The following is an 18,039-nucleotide window of genomic DNA, read 5'->3' as shown; positions in this document are numbered from 1 at the left end:
TGGGATATAATGCCGCGCTTCCATTTTCCCGCGTGGGAGCCCCCGCCATGCTGCGCATCAGTCAAGAAGCCCTGACGTTCGACGACGTCCTCCTGATCCCCGGATATTCCGAAGTTCTGCCCAAGGACGTGAGCCTGAAGACCCGTCTGACTCGCGGCATCGAACTGAACATTCCGCTGGTCTCCGCCGCCATGGATACCGTGACCGAGTCCCGCCTGGCCATCGCCATGGCGCAGGAAGGCGGCATCGGCATCATCCACAAGAACATGAGCATCGAGCAGCAGGCTGCCGAAGTCCGCAAGGTCAAGAAGCACGAGACCGCCATCGTTCGCGACCCGGTCACCGTGACCCCCTCGACCAAGATCATCGAGCTGCTGCAGATCGCCCGCGAATACGGCTTCTCCGGCTTCCCGGTGGTGGAAGAGGGCGAGCTGGTCGGCATCGTCACCGGCCGCGACCTGCGCGTTAAGCCGAACGTCGGCGACAGCGTCTCCGCGATCATGACTCCCAAGGAAAAGCTGGTCACCGCCCGCGAAGGCACCGCGCTGGAAGAAATCAAGGCCGCGCTCTACGAGAACCGCATCGAGAAGATGCTGATCGTCGACGACAAATTCCGCCTCACTGGCCTGGTGACCTTCCGTGACATCGAGAAGGCCAAGACCTACCCGCTGGCGTCCAAGGACGACCTGGGCCGCCTGCGCGTCGGCGCAGCCGTCGGCACCGGCGCCGACACCGGCGAGCGCGTAGCCGCGCTGGTAGCCGCAGGCGTTGACGTGGTTGTCGTCGACACCGCCCACGGCCACTCCAAGGGTGTCATCGACCGCGTTCGCTGGGTGAAGGAAAACTTCCCGCAGGTGCAGGTCATCGGCGGCAACATCGCTACCGGAGAAGCCGCCAAGGCGCTGGCCGAAGCGGGCGCTGACGCCGTGAAGGTCGGCATCGGCCCGGGCTCCATCTGCACCACCCGTATCGTCGCTGGCGTGGGCGTACCGCAGATTTCCGCCATCGCCAACGTCGCCGCTGCGCTCGAAGGCACCGGCGTTCCGCTGATCGCCGACGGCGGCATCCGCTTCTCCGGCGACCTGGCCAAGGCCATGGTGGCTGGCGCCTACTGCGTGATGATGGGCTCCATGTTCGCCGGTACCGAAGAAGCGCCGGGCGAAATCGAGCTGTTCCAGGGCCGTTCCTACAAGTCCTACCGTGGTATGGGCTCCCTGGGCGCCATGGCCGGTTCGACCGGTTCCTCCGACCGCTACTTCCAGGATGCCTCCGCCGGCGCCGAGAAGCTGGTGCCCGAAGGCATCGAAGGTCGCGTGCCGTACAAGGGCCAGCTGACTGCCATCGTTCACCAGCTGATGGGTGGCCTGCGCGCCGCCATGGGCTACACCGGCAGCGCCGACATCCAGGACATGCGCACCAAGCCGCAGTTCGTGCGGATCACCGGCGCCGGCATGGCCGAGTCCCATGTGCATGACGTGCAGATCACCAAGGAAGCCCCGAACTACCGAGTAGGTTGAGGGTTTCGGTAATGAGTTCGACACGGGGCTGCTTGATACAGCCCCGTGTCGTTTGAGAATTCCGCTACGAGAGACGGCCATGGCCCAAGACATTCACGCTCACCGGATCCTGATCCTGGACTTCGGCTCCCAGTACACCCAGCTGATCGCCCGCCGCGTTCGCGAGATCGGCGTGTACTGCGAAATCCACCCGTTCGACATGAGCAACGACGACATCCGCGCCTTCGCCCCGCGCGGCATCATCCTGGCCGGCGGCCCGGAGTCGGTGCACGAGCAGGACAGCCCGCGCGCGCCGCAGGCCGTGTTCGACCTGAATGTGCCGCTGTTCGGCATCTGCTACGGCATGCAGACCATGGCCGAGCAGCTGGGCGGCAAGGTGCAGGGTTCGGACCTGCGCGAGTTCGGCTACGCCCGCGTCGACGTAGTCGGCAAGGCACGCCTGCTCGACGGCATCGAGGATCACGTGGATGACGACGGCGTGCTCGGCCTCGACGTGTGGATGAGCCACGGCGACAAGGTCACCTCGATGCCGGCCGGCTTCCATATCCTGGCCAGCACCCCGAGCTGCCCGATCGCCGCCATGGCTGACGACAGCCGCGCCTACTACGGCGTGCAGTTCCACCCGGAAGTGACCCACACCAAGCAGGGCGGCCGCATCCTCTCGCGCTTCATCCTGGAAATCTGCGGCTGCGAAGCGCTGTGGACCCCGTCGAACATCGTCAACGATGCCATCGCCACTGTCCGTGCCCAGGTCGGTACTTCCAAGGTGCTGCTGGGCCTGTCCGGCGGCGTCGACTCCTCGGTGGTCGCGGCCCTGCTGCACAAGGCCATCGGCGACCAGCTGACCTGCGTGTTCGTCGACAACGGCCTGCTGCGCCTGCACGAAGGCGACCAGGTGATGGCCATGTTCGCCGAGAACATGGGCGTCAAGGTGATCCGCGCCAATGCCGAAGAGAAGTTCCTCGGCCGCCTGGCCGGCGTCGCCGACCCGGAGCAGAAGCGCAAGATCATCGGCAAGACCTTCATCGAGGTCTTCGACGAGGAAGCCACCAAGCTGCAGGACGTGAAGTTCCTCGCCCAGGGCACCATCTACCCGGACGTGATCGAGTCGGCGGGCGCCAAGACCGGCAAGGCCCACGTGATCAAGTCGCACCACAACGTCGGCGGCCTGCCCGAAGACATGCAGTTCGAACTGGTCGAGCCGCTGCGCGAGCTGTTCAAGGACGAAGTCCGCAAGATCGGCCTGGAGCTGGGCCTGCCCTACGACATGGTCTACCGCCACCCGTTCCCGGGCCCGGGCCTGGGCGTGCGCATCCTCGGCGAAGTGAAGAAGGAATACGCCGACCTGCTGCGTCGCGCGGACCACATCTTCATCGAAGAACTGCGCAACTTCGACTGGTACCACAAGACCAGCCAGGCCTTCGTGGTCTTCCAGCCGGTGAAATCGGTCGGCGTGGTCGGTGACGGCCGTCGCTACGCCTGGGTCGTGGCCCTGCGCGCAGTGGAGACCATCGACTTCATGACCGCACGCTGGGCGCACCTGCCCTACGAGCTGCTGGAGAAGGTCAGCAACCGCATCATCAACGAGATCGAAGGCATCTCCCGCGTCACCTACGACGTGTCGAGCAAACCGCCGGCGACCATCGAGTGGGAATGATGGGGCCGCGTTAGCGGACCTCTCGACGACAAGGGCAGCTTTGGCTGCCCTTGTCGCATCTGGTGCCGATCGGCTGCGGCATTCCGTGGCTCGCCTTGCGTGGATGAAAATGAGAAAATCTATCATTTCCATGCAGTGGCTTTTTCCGGGGGATTACATGGGCTTTACCCGCAGACAAGTTCTTGGCGGCATCGCCGGCCTCGCCGTGGTCGGCCTCGGCGCCGGTGGCGCGCGCATCTGGCTGGCGCGCCCGCAAGTGGCCGCCGAGCACGACTACGAGCTGATCGCTGCTCCCATGGACCTGGAACTGGTGCCCGGCCACCAGACGCCGGCGCTGGTCTACGGCCACCGCTTCCCCGGCTTCGAGATCCGCGGTCGCCAGGGCGACTGGCTGCGCGTGCGCTTCACCAACAAGCTGGATCAGCCGACCACCATCCACTGGCACGGCATCCGCCTGCCGATCGAGATGGACGGCGTGCCCTACATCTCGCAGCCGCCGATCCCGCCGGGGCAGAGCTTCATCTACCAGTTCAAGACCCCGGACGCCGGCAGCTACTGGTATCACCCGCACCTGATGAGCAGCGAGCAGCTCGGCCGTGGCCTGGTCGGCCCGCTGATCATCGACGAGCGCGAGCCGAGCGGCTTCACCCAGGAAAAGATCCTCTGCCTGAAGACCTGGCACGTGGACGAGCAGGGCGCCTTCACCCCGTTCAGCGTGCCGCGCGAGGCCGCTCGCGAAGGCACCCGCGGCAGCCTGTCGACCATCAATGGCGTGGCCACGCCGGTAATCGAGCTGCCGGCCGGGCAGGTCACCCGCTTGCGCCTGCTGAACCTCGACAACACCGTGACCTACCGCCTGAACCTGCCGGGTTGCGAGGCGAAGATCTACGCCATCGACGGCCACCCGGTCGAGCCGCGCGACTTCGTCGACCAGTACTGGATCGGCCCGGGGATGCGCCTGGAGCTGGCGATCCGTGGTCCGGCGGCTGGCCAGGAACTGTCGATGCGCGATGGCGTGGTGCGCCTGGCGACCATCCGTGGCGTCGAGCCGACCAAGGCCGGTTCCGCCGACTGGCCGGCCGCGCTGCCGGCCAACCCGGTAAGCGAGCCGGACCTGGAGAAGGCCGAGACCATCAACTTCAAGTTCGAGTGGGTCGGCGCCATGACCGATTATTCGCAGGGTCAGCAGGCCCCGTCGCTGTGGCAGATCAACGGCGTAGCCTGGCAGGGCGGCGAAGAGCACAAGCACAGTGGTCCGCCGCTGGCTAAGCTGGAGCTCGGCAAGAGCTACATCTTCACCCTGCGCAACATGACCCAGTACCAGCACCCGATCCACCTGCACGGCATGACCTTCAAGGTGCTGGACTCCAACCGGCGCAAGATCATCCCGTACTACAGCGACACCTACCTGCTGGGCAAGAACGAGACCGCCCGCGTGGCGCTGGTGGCGGATAACCCGGGGCTGTGGATGTTCCACTGCCACGTCATCGATCACATGGAGACCGGCTTGATGGGCACCATCGCCGTAGGAGATGCCTGGTGCGGCTGACCAACAGCAAGGGCCACCCGACGGTGAAGGGATTGGTCCCGGTGATCGATCGCAGTCGCGACCGCGAGTTCATGCGCGAGGCCATGCGCCTGGCGGAGCAGGGCGCGGCGCTGGGTGAGGTGCCGGTAGGCGCGGTGCTGGTGCTGGACGGGCAGATCATCGGCCGCGGCTTCAACCAGCCGATCACCGCGCACGACCCGAGCGCCCACGCCGAGATGGTGGCTATCCGCGAGGCGTCCACGGCGGCCGGCAACTACCGGCTTCCCGGCAGTACGCTCTACGTGACCCTGGAGCCGTGCAGCATGTGCGCGGGCCTGCTGGTGCACGCGCGCATCCAGCGCCTGGTCTACGCGGCCACCGAGCCCAAGTCGGGAGTGGTGATCAGTCGCGGCGCGTTCTTCGCCCAGGACTTCCTCAACCACAAGGTTCTGGTGGAAGGTGGCGTGCTGGCGGAGGAGTGCAGTGCGATGCTCTCGGCCTTCTTCAAGGCGCGGCGCAAGGGCTGAACGCTCGGTGTCTTCTGGCTCTCCGGAAGCAGCGTAGGAGCGGATCTCATCCGCGAAAATCTCCGCGCCGATCTCTCCCTGTAGGGGCGCGCCATGCGCGCGAGTCGCGGACAAGGTCCGCTCCTACGGAAAGTCATGATTGTCCGTTTGATCCGTACGAAGCGCGTCAGAGCTTCTCGTCGGGATTCTCGTTCGGCCGGGTCTTGTTCACCCCCGGCAGGTGCAGGCCGCTCTCGGCGAGCTGGCCGCCTTCCATCTGCGGCTGGGTCACCCAGGTCAGGATGTCGTAGTAGCGGCGGATGTTCTGCACGAAGTGCACGGTTTCGCCGCCGCGTGCATAGCCGTAGCGGGTCTTGCGGTACCACTGCTTCTGTCCCAGGCGCGGCAGCATCTTCTTTACATCCAGCCACTTGTCCGGGTTCAGGCCTTCCTGCTGGGCCAGCTTGCGCGCGTCGTCCAGGTGCGCACCGCCGATGTTGTAGGCGGCGAGGGCGAACCAGGTGCGGTCCGGTTCCTTGATGCTATCCGGCAGCTCGTCGCGAATCTGGTCGAAATACTTGCCGCCGCCCTGGATGCTCTGTTTCGGGTCGAGACGGTTGGACACGCCCATGGCCTGCGCGGTGCGGTTGGTCAGCATCATCAGGCCGCGCACGCCGGTCTTGGAGGTGGCGTCGGGCTGCCACATGGACTCCTGGTAGCCGATGGCGGCGAGCAGGCGCCAGTCCATCTGCAGGCTCTGGGCGATCTGCCGGAACGGCTGCTCGTAGCGCGGCAGGCGTTGCTGCAGGTGCTGGGCGAAGGTATAGGCACCGACGTAACCGAGCACGTCGACGTGGCCGTAGTAGCGATCCTTCAGGTGCTGCAGGGTGCCGTCCTGCTTGGCCTGGTCGAGGAACTTGTTGACCTCGTCGTACAGGCTGCTGTCGTCGCCGCCCGGCAGGGCCCAGGCCAGGCCGCGGGTGTCGCCGAGGTCGAAGGCGACGCGAATGTTGGGGAAGTAGACCTGGTTCATCGCCAGTTCGTTGGAGTCGACCAGGGTCAGGTCGATGTCGCCGGAGTCCACCTGGCCGAGCAGGTCGACGATCTCGTCGGCGTCGGACTCCTTGTAGTCCAGCTTCGGGTAGCGCTTCTTCAGTTCGGCGAGTTGTGCGGCGTGACTGCTGCCCTTGAGCACGACGATGCGCTTGCCGACGAGGTCTTCCGGGCGGGTCGGGCGCGGCGCGCCATTGCGGTAGATGACCTGCGGGGTGACGTCGAGGTAGGCGTGCGAGAAACGCACTTGCCCGGCGTACTCGCCACCCGGTGTCAGGCCGGCGGCAGCCAGGTCGGAACCGCCGGCCTTGCCGAGCTTGGCGTAGAGGTCTTCGAGGTTGTCGGCGGTCTGGATTTCCAGCTTCACGCCCAGGCGATCGGCGAAGCGCTTGGCCAGCTCGTATTCGAAGCCGGTCTCGCCATTGCGATCCTGGAAGTAGGTGGCAGGGCTGTTGCGGGTGATCACGCGCAGCACACCGTCCTTCTGCACCTTCTCCAGGACCGTAGGCGTTTTCGCCTCGCTACAGCCGGAGAGCAGCAGAAAGATAAAGGTCGCCAGGATCCATACGGCGGAGCGCGCGCGGGACACGTTGTGGGCAAACATCGACGCAGTATACGACAAGGTTACCCGGCCCAATATCTGGACAGTCCGGGGCATCTCTGCTAGCCGTCGGCTTCCCGGCGCACGCGGATTCGCGCAGTGCGCCACCGACGGGGCTCTGGCGCGTGCTCGGGCGCCATCCTCGAAGCCCTTCGAAGATCGCTGGCGGTCGCTGCACGAGAAATGGCCGAAAGGGGGTGTGATCAGCCGAGCTGCGGGTGCCGCCGGCCCTCGCTTTACGGTAGAATGCACGGCCTCTGCGGGCCGGCCCTCCCGGCTCTGCGATTTCCCCTGTCTCCAGAGGCTGTTCCGACAATGCTGATCCTGCGCGGTGCTCCCGCCCTTTCCGCTTTCCGCCACGGCAAACTGCTCGACCTGCTGACCCAGCATGTGCCCGCCGTAACCGGGCTGTATGCCGAGTTTGCGCACTTCGCCGAGGTCACCGGAGCCCTCAACGCCGAGGAAGAACAGGTCCTCGCCCGCCTGCTGAAATACGGCCCGAGCGTACCCGTGCAGGAGCCCGCAGGGCGGCTGTTCCTGGTCGTACCGCGCTTCGGCACCATCTCGCCGTGGTCGAGCAAGGCATCGGACATCGCCCGCAACTGCGGCCTGGCCAAGATCGAGCGCATCGAGCGCGGCATCGCCTTCTACGTCAGCGGTGAGCTGAGCGAAGCCGACGCGCAACTGGTCGCTGCCCGCCTGCACGACCGCATGACCCAGCTGGTGCTGGCGCAACTGGAAGAGGCCGCGGGCCTGTTCAGCCATGCCCAGCCCAAGCCGCTGACCGCCGTCGACATCCTCGGCGGTGGCCGCGCAGCCCTGGAAAAGGCCAACGTCGAACTGGGCCTGGCCCTGGCCGAAGACGAGATCGACTACCTGGTGAAGAGCTTCGTCGAGATGGGCCGCAACCCGCACGACGTCGAGCTGATGATGTTCGCCCAGGCCAACTCCGAGCACTGCCGCCACAAGATCTTCAACGCCAGTTGGGACATCGACGGCCAGGCTCAGGAAAAGAGCCTGTTCGGCATGATCAAGAACACCTATGAAATGCACCGCGAAGGCGTGCTGTCCGCCTACAAGGACAACGCCGCGGTCATGACCGGCTCGGTCGCCGGACGCTTCTACCCCGATCCGCAGACCCGTCAGTACGCCGCCAGCCAAGAGCCGGTGCACATCCTGATGAAGGTCGAGACGCACAACCACCCGACCGCCATCGCCCCGTTCCCCGGCGCCTCCACTGGCTCCGGCGGCGAGATTCGCGACGAAGGCGCGACCGGTCGCGGCGCCAAGCCCAAGGCCGGCCTGGTCGGCTTCACCGTTTCCAACCTGAACATCCCCGGTTTCGAGCAGCCCTGGGAAGTGCCCTACGGCAAGCCCGAGCGCATCGTCACCCCGCTGGACATCATGATCGAAGGCCCGCTGGGCGGCGCCGCGTTCAACAACGAGTTCGGCCGCCCCAACCTGACCGGTTACTTCCGTACCTTCGAGCAGGCCATCACCACGCCGCGCGGCGAGGAAGTCCGTGGCTACCACAAGCCGATCATGATCGCCGGCGGCCTGGGCAACATCCGTGAAGACCACGTGCAGAAGGGCGAGATCTCGGTCGGCGCCAAGCTGATCGTGCTCGGCGGCCCGGCGATGCTGATCGGCCTGGGCGGCGGTGCGGCCTCCTCCATGGCCACCGGCGCTTCCGCTGCCGACCTGGACTTCGCCTCGGTGCAGCGCGAGAACCCGGAAATGGAACGCCGCTGCCAGGAGGTCATCGACCGCTGCTGGCAGATGGGCGACAACAACCCGATCAAGTTCATCCACGACGTCGGCGCCGGCGGCATCTCCAACGCCCTGCCGGAACTGATCAACGACGGTGGCCGCGGTGGCCGCTTCGAGCTGCGCGCGGTGCCCAACGACGAGCCGGGCATGAGCCCGCTGGAGATCTGGTGCAACGAGTCCCAGGAGCGCTACGTGCTCTCCGTGGACGCCGCCGACTTCGAAGCCTTCAAAGCCATCTGCGAGCGTGAGCGCTGCCCGTTCGCCGTGGTCGGCGAAGCCATCGCCGAGCCGCACCTGACCGTCGCCGACAGCCACTTCGGCAACAAGCCGGTGGACATGCCGCTCGACGTGCTGCTCGGCAAGCCGCCGCGTATGCACCGTTCGGTCGCCCGTGAAGCCGAAATCGGCGACGACTTCGACGCTTCCGCGCTGAACATCGGCGAAGCCACCGAGCGCGTGCTGCGTCACCCGGCCGTGGCCAGCAAGAACTTCCTGATCACCATCGGCGACCGCACCATCACCGGCCTGGTCAACCGCGACCAGATGGTCGGCCCCTGGCAGGTACCGGTGGCCGACTGCGCCGTCACCGCGACCAGCTTCGACGTCTACACCGGTGAAGCCATGGCCATGGGCGAGCGCACTCCGCTGGCCCTGCTCGACGCCCCGGCCTCCGGCCGCATGGCGATCGGCGAGACCATCACCAACCTGGCCGCCGCGCGCATCGAGAAAATCTCCGACATCAAGCTGTCGGCCAACTGGATGGCCGCCGCCGGCCACCCGGGCGAGGACGCGCGCCTGTACGACACCGTCAAGGCAGTCGGCATGGAACTGTGCCCGCAGCTGGGCATCACCATCCCGGTGGGCAAGGACTCCATGTCCATGAAGACCCGCTGGCAGGATGGCAACCAGGAGAAGAGCGTGACCTCGCCGCTGTCGCTGATCATCTCCGGCTTCGCCCCGGTGACCGACGTGCGCCAGTCGCTGACTCCGCAGCTGCGCCTGGACAAGGGTGACAGCGACCTGATCCTGATCGACCTCGGCCGCGGCAAGAACCGCCTGGGCGGTTCGATCCTGGCGCAGACCTACGGCAAGCTCGGCCAGCAGGTTCCCGACGTCGACGACGCTGAAGACCTCAAGGCCTTCTTCGCCGTGATCCAGGGCCTGAACGCCGACGGCCACCTGCTGGCCTACCACGACCGTTCCGACGGTGGCCTGCTGGCCTCCGCACTGGAAATGGCCTTCGCCGGCCACTGTGGCCTGGCCCTGCGCCTCGACGCGCTGGCCGCCAGCCGTGAAGAGCTGGCCGCCGCGCTGTTCAGCGAAGAGCTGGGCGCGGTTATCCAGGTTCGCGAAGACGCAACCCCGGAAGTGCTGGCGCAATTCAGCGCTGCCGGCCTCGGCGAATGCGTGGCGGTGATCGGCCAGCCGGTCGTCGGTGATCGCATCGACCTGAGCTTCAATGGCGAAGGCGTCTACAGCGCCGAGCGTCGTCTACTGCAGCGCATCTGGAGCGAAACCAGCTACCAGATCCAGCGCCTGCGCGACAACGCCGACTGCGCCGACCAGGAGTTCGACGGCCTGCTGCAGGAAGACAACCCCGGTCTGTCGATCAAGCTCAGCTACGACGTCAACGAAGACATCGCTGCGCCCTACATCAAGAAAGGCGTGCGTCCGCAGGTGGCGATCCTCCGCGAGCAGGGCGTCAACGGCCAGGTGGAAATGGCTGCGGCCTTCGACCGCGCCGGCTTCGCCGCGGTGGACGTGCACATGAGCGACATCCTCGCCGGACGCGTCAGCCTGGAAGACTTCAAGGGCCTCGTGGCCTGCGGCGGCTTCTCCTACGGCGACGTACTGGGTGCCGGCGAAGGCTGGGCCAAGTCGATCCTGTTCAACGCCCGTGCCCGCGATGGCTTCCAGGCCTTCTTCGAGCGCAAGGACAGCTTCGCCCTCGGCGTGTGCAACGGCTGCCAGATGATGTCCAACCTGCACGAGCTGATCCCTGGCACCGAGTTCTGGCCGCACTTCGTGCGCAACCGCTCCGAGCAGTTCGAGGCGCGCGTGGCGATGGTCCAGGTGCAGGAGTCGCAGTCGATCTTCCTGCAGGGCATGGCCGGCTCGCGTATGCCAATCGCCATCGCCCACGGCGAAGGCCATGCGGAGTTCGAGAGCGAGGAAGCACTGCTCGAGTCGGACCTGTCCGGCTGCGTGGCGCTGCGCTTCGTCGACAACTTCGGCAAGGTCACCGAGAGCTACCCGGCCAACCCCAACGGTTCGCCGCGTGGCATCACCGGCCTGACCAGCCGCGACGGCCGCGTGACCATCATGATGCCGCACCCGGAGCGTGTGTTCCGTGCCGTGCAGAACTCCTGGCGCCCGGACGAGTGGCAGGAAGACGCCGGTTGGATGCGCATGTTCCGCAACGCGCGCGTCTGGGTGGGCTAAGGCCGTACCTGGGCGAGGAAAAGGGGAAGGCTCATGCCTTCCCCTTTTTCGTTCTGCCTCCGGTTGGTCAAGGAAAGGAAGGCCTGTGGATATCCTCCCCGAAGTCCGCCGCGTCGAACCCGGCCAGCCGCAGCGCCTGTGCCGTTGCGGACGCTCCTCTACGTTGCCTGACTGCCCAGCCGACTGCAGCGAGGCGCTAGAGCTGAACGTGGCGCGCGAACGCCTGCTGTTGCTCTGCCGCTGCGGTCGCTCCGCCAGCCTGCCGTTTTGCGACGGTAGTCATGCGCCACCCGCCAAAGGTTGGGCTGCCCGCTGGCGTCGCTTTATCGGAGAGTGAATTCGCCTGAATCGGCTGTCCGTCACATTTCTCGCAGCGCCACTCTGGCATTCAGAACGTGAAGACATTCGCGCTGTCGAAATTTTCTGCATGTGACCCGTGGGTTTGTAGAGGCAATGTGCCATTACCTGTGGCAGCATTCGCACTCGACTCCCAACCCGGTTCAGTCTTCCGACTCGGAGCGTCCGATGTACAAACTGTGTTTCTACGTTCCCGAAACTCACCTGGAGACGGTGAAGAAGGCGGTGTTCGCCGCAGGTGCAGGACGCATCGGTGCTTATGACAGTTGTTGCTGGCAAGCCTTGGGCCAAGGCCAGTTCCGCCCGCTGCAGGGCAGCAATCCGTTCCTTGGCCAGGCCGGCCAGGTCGAGCGAGTGGCCGAATGGAAGGTCGAGATGGTGGTGGCCGACGAGCTGATCCACGACTCGGTCAAGGCGCTGAAGGCGGCGCATCCCTACGAGACGCCAGCTTTCGAGGTCTGGCGACTGTCAGACATGGTGTTTTGAATCGCTACCCATGAAAAAGGCGCCCTCAGGCGCCTTTTTCGTTGCCGCACCCTCAGGGGCGGATTTCGATCAGCGTGCCGTCCTTCACCAGGCCCCAGAGCTCGCGGATGTCGTCGTTGGTCATGGCGATGCAGCCATTGGTCCAATCCAGCGTGGAGAAGTACCACTCCGGGTATTCGTCGCTCAGCGGCGTGCCGTGGATCATGATCATGCCGCCGGGCGCCAGGCCCTTCTCGCGGGCGCGAGCGACGTCACGGGCGTTGGGGTAGGAGATGTGGATCGACAGGTTGAACTTGTCGCTGGTCTTGCGCCAGTCGATCCAGTAGAAGCCTTCCGGCGTGCGGTTGTCGCCCTCGGCCAGCTTGGGGCCGCGCGGGCTCTTGCCCAGGGAGATGCGATAGCTCTTGAGGATCTTGCCGTTGCTCAGCAGGTGCAGCTTGTGCTCGGACTTGAGGACCAGGACCTTGTCGATCGGGCCTTGCAGCGTCGGCGTTGCGTTCGCCTGCGTGAAGGTGGCAAAGGTCAGGCACAGAAAGGCAAGCAGCCAGCGCATGGAACGGAATCCCCCGGGTGTTCGATAAAGCGCCGCGAACGACGGCTGTATGAAAAGTGATCAGGTCTTCTTGTTATGACCTTGCATCGGTGCAATGGTCTCGTTGCGTACCGGGAAGTCCTGCTCGCGCCGGTCGCCGAGGTAGCATTCTAAGGTACGGCCCACGGTGGGGAAAGCCAGCTCCGACCAGGGAATCTCCGACTCGTCGAACAGCTGCACCTCCAGGCTCTCTTCGCCGGCAGCGAAGTCCAGGTCGGTCAGCTCGGCGCGGAAGAACACATACAGCTGGCTGATGTGCGGCAGGTCGAAGAGCGTATACAGCTGCAGGCCACTGACCCGCGCACAGGCTTCTTCCAGGGTTTCGCGGGCGGCGGCCTGCTCCATGGTCTCGCCGTTCTCCATGAAGCCGGCCGGCAGCGTCCAGTAACCCTGGCGCGGCGCGATAGCGCGGCGGCAGAGGAGGATGCGGCCTTCCCAGACCGGCAGGCAGCCGGCGACGATCCGCGGGTTCTGGTAGTGAACCGTCTGGCAGCTGTCGCACACGTAGCGCGGCCGGTTGTCGCCGCTGGGAATGCGCAGGCTCACGCTGGCGCCGCACTGACTGCAGAATTTCATGCCCTGTCCCCGATCTGGATTGTCGTCATCTTGCTCGTCCGGGCCCCCGGCCAGCAAGGGGTGGGGCTTGGGCAGGGGAGCCTTTCGTGCCATGATTCCGCAATTGATTGAACGGCTTACATGCAGGATGTCCGCATGCTGGACGAGCTGCGCCGGCGCATCACGGCGCACACCCCCCTCGAACTGAACAGCGAGCAAGGCCTCCCGGAGGCGGCGGTGCTGCTGCCTGTCACCCGCAGCGAAGAGCTGGTGCTGACCCTGCGCGCCACCGGCCTGTCCACCCACAGCGGTGAGGTCGCCTTTCCCGGCGGGCGCCGCGATCCGGACGACGTCGACCTGATCCACACCGCCCTGCGCGAGGCGGAAGAGGAGATCGCCCTGCCGCCGAGCCTGGTGGATGTGGTCGGTCCGCTGAGCGACCTGGTCTCGCGCCACGGGATCAAGGTGACCCCATTCGTCGGTTTCGTCCCCGACTTCGTCGAGTACAAGCCCAACGACGGCGAGATCGCCGCCGTGTTCAAGGTGCCGCTGGAGTTCTTCCGCGGCGATCCGCGCGAGATGACCCACCGCATCGACTACTTCGGCCGCAGCTGGTACGTGCCCAGCTATCGTTTCGGCGAGTACAAGATCTGGGGCCTGTCGGCGATCATGGTCGTTGAACTGGTCAACCTGCTGTTCGATGACCACATCGACCTGCACCAAGCGCCGCCGCAATTCATCAAGCTCAGCTGAAGCAGCGAGCCTCATTACAAGAGATGCCTGAGGACCTTCCGATGAAATACCGCCTGGGCCAGGCCCGAGTCGAAACCCATCCCGACAGCTGGATCGCGCCGAACGCCGCGGTGATCGGCAAGGTGCGCCTGGATGCAGGCGCCAGCGTCTGGTTCAACGCGGTGCTGCGCGGCGACAACGAGCTGATCCACATCGGCGAGAACAGCAACGTCCAGGACGGCACCGTGATGCACACCGACATGGGCTTCCCGCTGACCCTCGGCAAGGGCGTGACCATCGGCCACAACGTGATGCTGCATGGCTGCACGGTGGACGACTACAGCCTGATCGGCATCAACGCCGTGGTGCTCAACGGCGCGAAGATCGGCAAGTACTGCATCATCGGCGCGAATTCGCTGATCCCCGAGGGCAAGGTGATTCCCGATGGCTCGCTGGTCATGGGTTCGCCCGGCAAGGTGGTGCGCGAGTTGACCGAGCAGCAGAAGAAGATGCTCGAGGCCAGCGCCGCCCACTACGTGCACAACGCCCAGCGCTACGCCCGCGACCTCGCCGAGCAGGACGAGGAATGACCCAGGAACGCCCGGTCGCATCGCCCTGCGTGCACGTCTGCGCGCTGGACGATGCCGATGTGTGCCTGGGTTGCCAGCGCACGGCAGACGAGATCACCCGCTGGGGCCGCATGGACAACGACGAGCGCCGCCTGGTGCTGCAGCGTTGCGCCGAGCGCGCCCGCGAACAGGGCGTGCTGATCTAGCGCGCCACAGAACTTCCCCTTCCCGAGGTCCGACGCTATGCCCCGTATTGGAACCCCCCTGTCGCCGACGGCGACCCGTGTACTGCTTTGCGGCTCCGGCGAGCTGGGCAAGGAAGTGGTGATCGAGCTGCAGCGCCTGGGCTGCGAAGTGATCGCCTGCGACCGCTACGCCAACGCGCCGGCCATGCAGGTAGCCCACCGCAGTCACGTGCTGAGCATGCTCGACGGCGCTGCCCTGCGCGCAGTGATCGAGCAGGAAAAGCCGCACTACATCGTCCCGGAAATCGAGGCCATCGCCACCGCGACCCTGGTCGAGCTGGAGGCCGAAGGCTACACCGTGGTGCCCACCGCACGCGCCGCGCAGCTGACCATGAACCGCGAAGGCATCCGCCGCCTGGCGGCCGAGGAGCTGGGCCTGCCGACCTCGCCGTACCACTTCGCCGATACCTACGAGGATTACGCTGCAGCCGCGGCTTCGGTCGGCTACCCCTGCGTGGTCAAACCGATCATGAGCTCCTCCGGCAAGGGCCAGAGCGTGCTCAAGTCCGACGCCGACCTGAAAGCCGCCTGGGATTACGCCCAGGAAGGCGGCCGCGCCGGCAAGGGCCGGGTGATCGTCGAAGGCTTCATCGACTTCGAATACGAAATCACCCTGCTGACCGTTCGCCACATCGGCGGCACCACCTTCTGCGCGCCCATCGGCCACCGCCAGGTGAAGGGCGACTACCACGAGTCCTGGCAGCCGCAGGCCATGAGCCCGAAAGCGCTGGCCGAGTCCGAGCGCGTCGCCAAGGCGGTCACCGAGGCCCTGGGCGGCCGTGGCCTGTTCGGCGTCGAGTTGTTCGTGAAGGGCGACCAGGTGTGGTTCAGCGAAGTCTCGCCGCGTCCGCACGACACTGGCCTGGTGACGCTGATATCCCAGGATCTCTCCGAGTTCGCCCTGCACGCGCGGGCCATCCTCGGCCTGCCGATTCCGGCGATCCGCCAATTCGGTCCCTCGGCTTCGGCGGTGATCCTGGTCGATGGCGAGTCGCAGCAGGTCAGCTTCGGCAACCTGGGGGCCGCCCTGGCCGAGCCGGACAGCGCCCTGCGCCTGTTCGGCAAGCCGGAAGTCTCCGGCCAGCGCCGCATGGGCGTGTCTCTGGCGCGTGCCGAGTCGATCGAAGAGGCGCGGGCCAAAGCGACCCGTTCGGCCGAAGCGGTGGTCATCGAGCTGTGAGCCGACTGGCCGGGCTGGCGTGGTGGGCGGCAGCGCTGCCGCTCATGCCGTTGGTCCTGCCACTGGCCGTGCGCACCCGGCGCACGGCCTTGCGCCTGTCTCCCGCCGCCGGTGCCTGCGAAGGGCTGGCCGGCGCGGAATTTTCCGGAGAAGCGTTGCGCCTGCTGCTGCTCGGTGAGTCGACGGTGGCGGGTGTCGGCGCTTCCTGCCTGGATTTCGCTCTCGCTGGGCGCCTGGCGCTGGCCTTGGCGTCACGCCTGCAACGGCCGGTGGCCTGGCGCGCGCTGGGCGAGAACGGCATCACCGCCGGTGAGGCTTGCGAACGTTTGTTGCCTGGCGCCGATGCTCGCTACGACCTTGTAGCGCTGGTCTTCGGCGTCAACGACACCACCCATTTCAGCTCCAGCCAGCGCTGGCTGGCATCGATGCAGCAGCTGATCGAACACTTCCAGGCGAGTGGCGCACGAGTGGTCTGCACCGCCGTGCCGCCGTTGCAGCACTTCACGGCCTTGCCCTGGCTGCTGCGGCAGTTGCTCGGTTGGCGTGCGACGCTGCTGGATCGTCAGCTCCAGGCGCTCGCTGCAACTGCAGGCGCCGGGTTCTGTGCGGTCGGCCTGGAAATGCAGCCGCAGTACCTGGCCATCGACGGTTATCACCCTTCGGCGCTGGGCTATCAGGTCTGGGGCGAGCATCTGGCGGAGTGGCTGGTAGCCGCGGACCGAGCCTGACGGCGGATCGCGGATGGAATCCGCTCCTGCGTTCGTGCCGTAACACCGTGTAGGAGCGGACTTCGTCCGCGATTAGAGCTCCTGCTCCCGCGTCTCATGCAGGCACAGCACGGCAATCAGGCTGACTGCCGCCGCGACCGAGACATACCCGCCCACCCAACTCAGCCCGCCCATGCTCACCAGCTTCTGCGCCGCATAGGGCGCCAGTGAAGCGCCGAGGATGCCGCCCAGGTTGTAGGCAGCCGACGCGCCGGTGTAGCGCACGCGGGTGGGGAATAGCTCCGGCAGCAGCGCACCCATGGGGGCGAAGGTCACCCCCATGAGGAACAGCTCCAGCGCCAGGAAAATCGCCACTTCCACGGACGAGCCCTGGCTCAGCAGAGGCTGCATGGCGAAGCCGGAGAGGATCGCTGCGAGGCAGCCTGCGATCAGCACCGGGCGGCGGCCGAAGCGGTCACTGAGCCAGGCGGAAATCGGTGTGGCGGCGGCCATGAACAGCACGGCGAAGCACAGCAGGCCGAGGAATTGCTCGCGGGTGTAGCCGAGGCTGGTGACCCCGAAGCTCAGCGAGAACACAGTGGAGATGTAGAACAGCGCGTAGCACACGACCATTGCCAGCGCGCCCAGGACCACCGGGCGCCAATGGTGGGCGAACAGCTCGGCGATCGGCAGGCTGGAGCGTTCCTGGCGTTCCATGGCCTTGGCGAACACCGGGGTTTCCGCCAGCTTCAGGCGCACATAGAGGCCGACCACCACCAGCAGGGCGCTGAGGATGAAGGGTACACGCCAACCCCAGCTGCGGAACTGCTCCTCGCTGAGCAGCATCGCCAGGCTCAGGAACAGGCCGTTGGCGCAGAGGAAACCGATCGACGGGCCCATCTGCGGGAACATGCCGAACCAGGCGCGGCGGTGCTTGGGGGCATTCTCGGTGGCGAGCAGTGCGGCGCCGCCCCATTCGCCGCCCAGCCCCAGGCCCTGGCCGAAGCGCAGCAGGCAGAGCAGGGCAGGGGCCCAGGCGCCGATGCTGTCGTAGCCCGGCAGCAGGCCGATCAGGGTGGTCGACAGGCCCATCAGCAGGAGCGAGGCGACCAGGGTCGACTTGCGCCCGATGCGGTCGCCGAAGTGGCCGAACAGCGCCGAGCCCAGCGGCCGGGCGAGGAAGGCGATGCCGAAGGTGACGAAGGCGCTGAGCATCTGCGCCGTGGGATCGGTCTGCGGGAAGAACACCGGACCAATCACCAGCGCGGCGGCGGTGGCATAGACGTAGAAATCGTAGAACTCGATGGCGGTGCCGATGAAGCTGGCGACCGCGACCCGTGCGGTGGAGTTGACGGGCGCCTGTTCGGAGGCGGCGGCAAGGCTGGCGGTGCTCATGGGATATCCCTGTCTGTCGGGGCCGGCGCGGCTCTGTGGGCGCGTCCGGCGGCGAAGGTGGTGTCGTCCTGGCGCGAAGCACCGCCCGGGTGCGGGCAGGGAAGGGGCTCGCGCCGGTTCGGGCGAGGCCGTGTGCTTCACCGGGCG

Annotated in this window: 16 protein-coding genes; 12 read left to right on the top strand and 4 right to left on the bottom strand. The window is 66.2% G+C overall.

The window, feature by feature from the left end:
- The first annotated feature begins 47 nt into the window (after positions 1-47).
- From guaB to tadA, 4 genes are all read left to right on the top strand, one after another.
- Positions 48-1,517: an IMP dehydrogenase gene (guaB, locus tag ACA097_RS07210; RefSeq protein WP_043249628.1), complete on the top strand. Its 1,470-nt coding sequence runs from the start codon at positions 48-50 to the stop codon at positions 1,515-1,517.
- A 79-nt stretch (positions 1,518-1,596) separates the two neighbouring features.
- The gene (gene guaA / locus ACA097_RS07205; protein WP_043249631.1) at positions 1,597-3,174 is read left to right on the top strand and encodes a glutamine-hydrolyzing GMP synthase; all 1,578 of its coding nucleotides are present in this window, start codon (positions 1,597-1,599) and stop codon (positions 3,172-3,174) included.
- A 157-nt stretch (positions 3,175-3,331) separates the two neighbouring features.
- A complete protein-coding gene (locus ACA097_RS07200; RefSeq protein WP_371369393.1) occupies positions 3,332-4,723 on the top strand; it encodes a multicopper oxidase family protein in 1,392 nt (463 codons plus the stop codon).
- Positions 4,711-5,229 carry a tRNA adenosine(34) deaminase TadA gene (gene tadA / locus ACA097_RS07195; protein ID WP_043256952.1) on the top strand — a complete coding sequence of 173 codons (519 nt, stop codon included), beginning with the start codon at positions 4,711-4,713 and terminating at the stop codon, positions 5,227-5,229. The genes ACA097_RS07200 and tadA overlap by 13 nt, the downstream gene beginning before the upstream one ends.
- Before the next feature lie 166 nt (positions 5,230-5,395).
- Here the strand turns inward: tadA and mltF are convergent, their stop codons facing one another.
- Complete coding sequence (gene mltF, locus ACA097_RS07190; protein ID WP_371369391.1) at positions 5,396-6,865, bottom strand: membrane-bound lytic murein transglycosylase MltF; 1,470 nt, start codon at positions 6,863-6,865, stop codon at positions 5,396-5,398.
- 312 nt (positions 6,866-7,177) lie between these two features.
- Here mltF and purL point away from each other — a divergent pair, with 312 nt between their 5' ends.
- From purL to ACA097_RS07175, 3 genes are all read left to right on the top strand, one after another.
- Positions 7,178-11,074, top strand: coding sequence for a phosphoribosylformylglycinamidine synthase (gene purL, locus ACA097_RS07185; RefSeq protein WP_371369389.1), 3,897 nt, complete (start codon positions 7,178-7,180; stop codon positions 11,072-11,074).
- Positions 10,974-11,411, top strand: a complete 438-nt coding sequence (locus ACA097_RS07180; protein WP_371369387.1) for a CDGSH iron-sulfur domain-containing protein — start codon at positions 10,974-10,976, stop codon at positions 11,409-11,411. Before purL ends, ACA097_RS07180 begins: the two co-directional genes overlap by 101 nt.
- 188 nt (positions 11,412-11,599) lie before the next feature.
- On the top strand, positions 11,600-11,917 hold the full coding sequence (locus ACA097_RS07175) for a YqfO family protein (RefSeq protein WP_043249641.1): 318 nt from the start codon (positions 11,600-11,602) through the stop codon (positions 11,915-11,917).
- A 52-nt stretch (positions 11,918-11,969) separates the two neighbouring features.
- Here the strand turns inward: ACA097_RS07175 and ACA097_RS07170 are convergent, their stop codons facing one another.
- Entirely contained in the window at positions 11,970-12,470 is a 501-nt protein-coding gene (locus ACA097_RS07170) for a murein L,D-transpeptidase family protein (RefSeq protein ID WP_043249643.1), read from the bottom strand.
- A 60-nt stretch (positions 12,471-12,530) separates the two neighbouring features.
- Positions 12,531-13,085, bottom strand: coding sequence for an NUDIX hydrolase (locus tag ACA097_RS07165; protein WP_160285961.1), 555 nt, complete (start codon positions 13,083-13,085; stop codon positions 12,531-12,533).
- Positions 13,086-13,220: 135 nt separating this feature from the next.
- Here ACA097_RS07165 and ACA097_RS07160 point away from each other — a divergent pair, with 135 nt between their 5' ends.
- Genes ACA097_RS07160 through ACA097_RS07140 form a run of 5 tightly spaced genes read left to right on the top strand, consistent with a single transcriptional unit; the run spans position 13,221 to position 16,518 of the window.
- A complete protein-coding gene (locus ACA097_RS07160) occupies positions 13,221-13,817 on the top strand; it encodes a CoA pyrophosphatase (RefSeq protein WP_043249646.1) in 597 nt (198 codons plus the stop codon).
- 41 nt (positions 13,818-13,858) lie between these two features.
- Entirely contained in the window at positions 13,859-14,386 is a 528-nt protein-coding gene (locus tag ACA097_RS07155) for a gamma carbonic anhydrase family protein (protein ID WP_043249648.1), read from the top strand.
- Complete coding sequence (locus tag ACA097_RS07150; RefSeq protein ID WP_371369383.1) at positions 14,383-14,571, top strand: DUF1289 domain-containing protein; 189 nt, start codon at positions 14,383-14,385, stop codon at positions 14,569-14,571. Before ACA097_RS07155 ends, ACA097_RS07150 begins: the two co-directional genes overlap by 4 nt.
- Before the next feature lie 37 nt (positions 14,572-14,608).
- Positions 14,609-15,790: a formate-dependent phosphoribosylglycinamide formyltransferase gene (gene purT, locus ACA097_RS07145; protein ID WP_371369381.1), complete on the top strand. Its 1,182-nt coding sequence runs from the start codon at positions 14,609-14,611 to the stop codon at positions 15,788-15,790.
- On the top strand, positions 15,787-16,518 hold the full coding sequence (locus tag ACA097_RS07140; protein WP_371369379.1) for an SGNH/GDSL hydrolase family protein: 732 nt from the start codon (positions 15,787-15,789) through the stop codon (positions 16,516-16,518). The genes purT and ACA097_RS07140 overlap by 4 nt, the downstream gene beginning before the upstream one ends.
- A 72-nt stretch (positions 16,519-16,590) precedes the next feature.
- Here ACA097_RS07140 and ACA097_RS07135 read toward each other — a convergent pair whose 3' ends face one another.
- Complete coding sequence (locus ACA097_RS07135) at positions 16,591-17,892, bottom strand: MFS transporter (RefSeq protein ID WP_371369377.1); 1,302 nt, start codon at positions 17,890-17,892, stop codon at positions 16,591-16,593.
- Positions 17,893-18,039 lie beyond the last annotated feature (147 nt).

The sequence above is a fragment of the Pseudomonas sp. QL9 genome (genome assembly GCF_041409665.1).
GTDB lineage: Bacteria > Pseudomonadota > Gammaproteobacteria > Pseudomonadales > Pseudomonadaceae > Pseudomonas > Pseudomonas knackmussii.
This window is presented reverse-complemented; position numbering and strand designations above follow the sequence as displayed.

Coding starts and splice junctions, on each gene's coding strand:
- guaB (WP_043249628.1), top strand. CDS start 48: ATGCTGCGCATCAGTCAAGAAGCCCTGACGTTCGACGACGTCCTCCTG.
- guaA (WP_043249631.1), top strand. CDS start 1,597: ATGGCCCAAGACATTCACGCTCACCGGATCCTGATCCTGGACTTCGGC.
- ACA097_RS07200 (WP_371369393.1), top strand. CDS start 3,332: ATGGGCTTTACCCGCAGACAAGTTCTTGGCGGCATCGCCGGCCTCGCC.
- mltF (WP_371369391.1), bottom strand. CDS start 6,865: ATGTTTGCCCACAACGTGTCCCGCGCGCGCTCCGCCGTATGGATCCTG.
- purL (WP_371369389.1), top strand. CDS start 7,178: ATGCTGATCCTGCGCGGTGCTCCCGCCCTTTCCGCTTTCCGCCACGGC.
- ACA097_RS07175 (WP_043249641.1), top strand. CDS start 11,600: ATGTACAAACTGTGTTTCTACGTTCCCGAAACTCACCTGGAGACGGTG.
- ACA097_RS07170 (WP_043249643.1), bottom strand. CDS start 12,470: ATGCGCTGGCTGCTTGCCTTTCTGTGCCTGACCTTTGCCACCTTCACG.
- ACA097_RS07165 (WP_160285961.1), bottom strand. CDS start 13,085: ATGAAATTCTGCAGTCAGTGCGGCGCCAGCGTGAGCCTGCGCATTCCC.
- ACA097_RS07160 (WP_043249646.1), top strand. CDS start 13,221: ATGCTGGACGAGCTGCGCCGGCGCATCACGGCGCACACCCCCCTCGAA.
- ACA097_RS07155 (WP_043249648.1), top strand. CDS start 13,859: ATGAAATACCGCCTGGGCCAGGCCCGAGTCGAAACCCATCCCGACAGC.
- ACA097_RS07150 (WP_371369383.1), top strand. CDS start 14,383: ATGACCCAGGAACGCCCGGTCGCATCGCCCTGCGTGCACGTCTGCGCG.
- purT (WP_371369381.1), top strand. CDS start 14,609: ATGCCCCGTATTGGAACCCCCCTGTCGCCGACGGCGACCCGTGTACTG.
- ACA097_RS07135 (WP_371369377.1), bottom strand. CDS start 17,892: ATGAGCACCGCCAGCCTTGCCGCCGCCTCCGAACAGGCGCCCGTCAAC.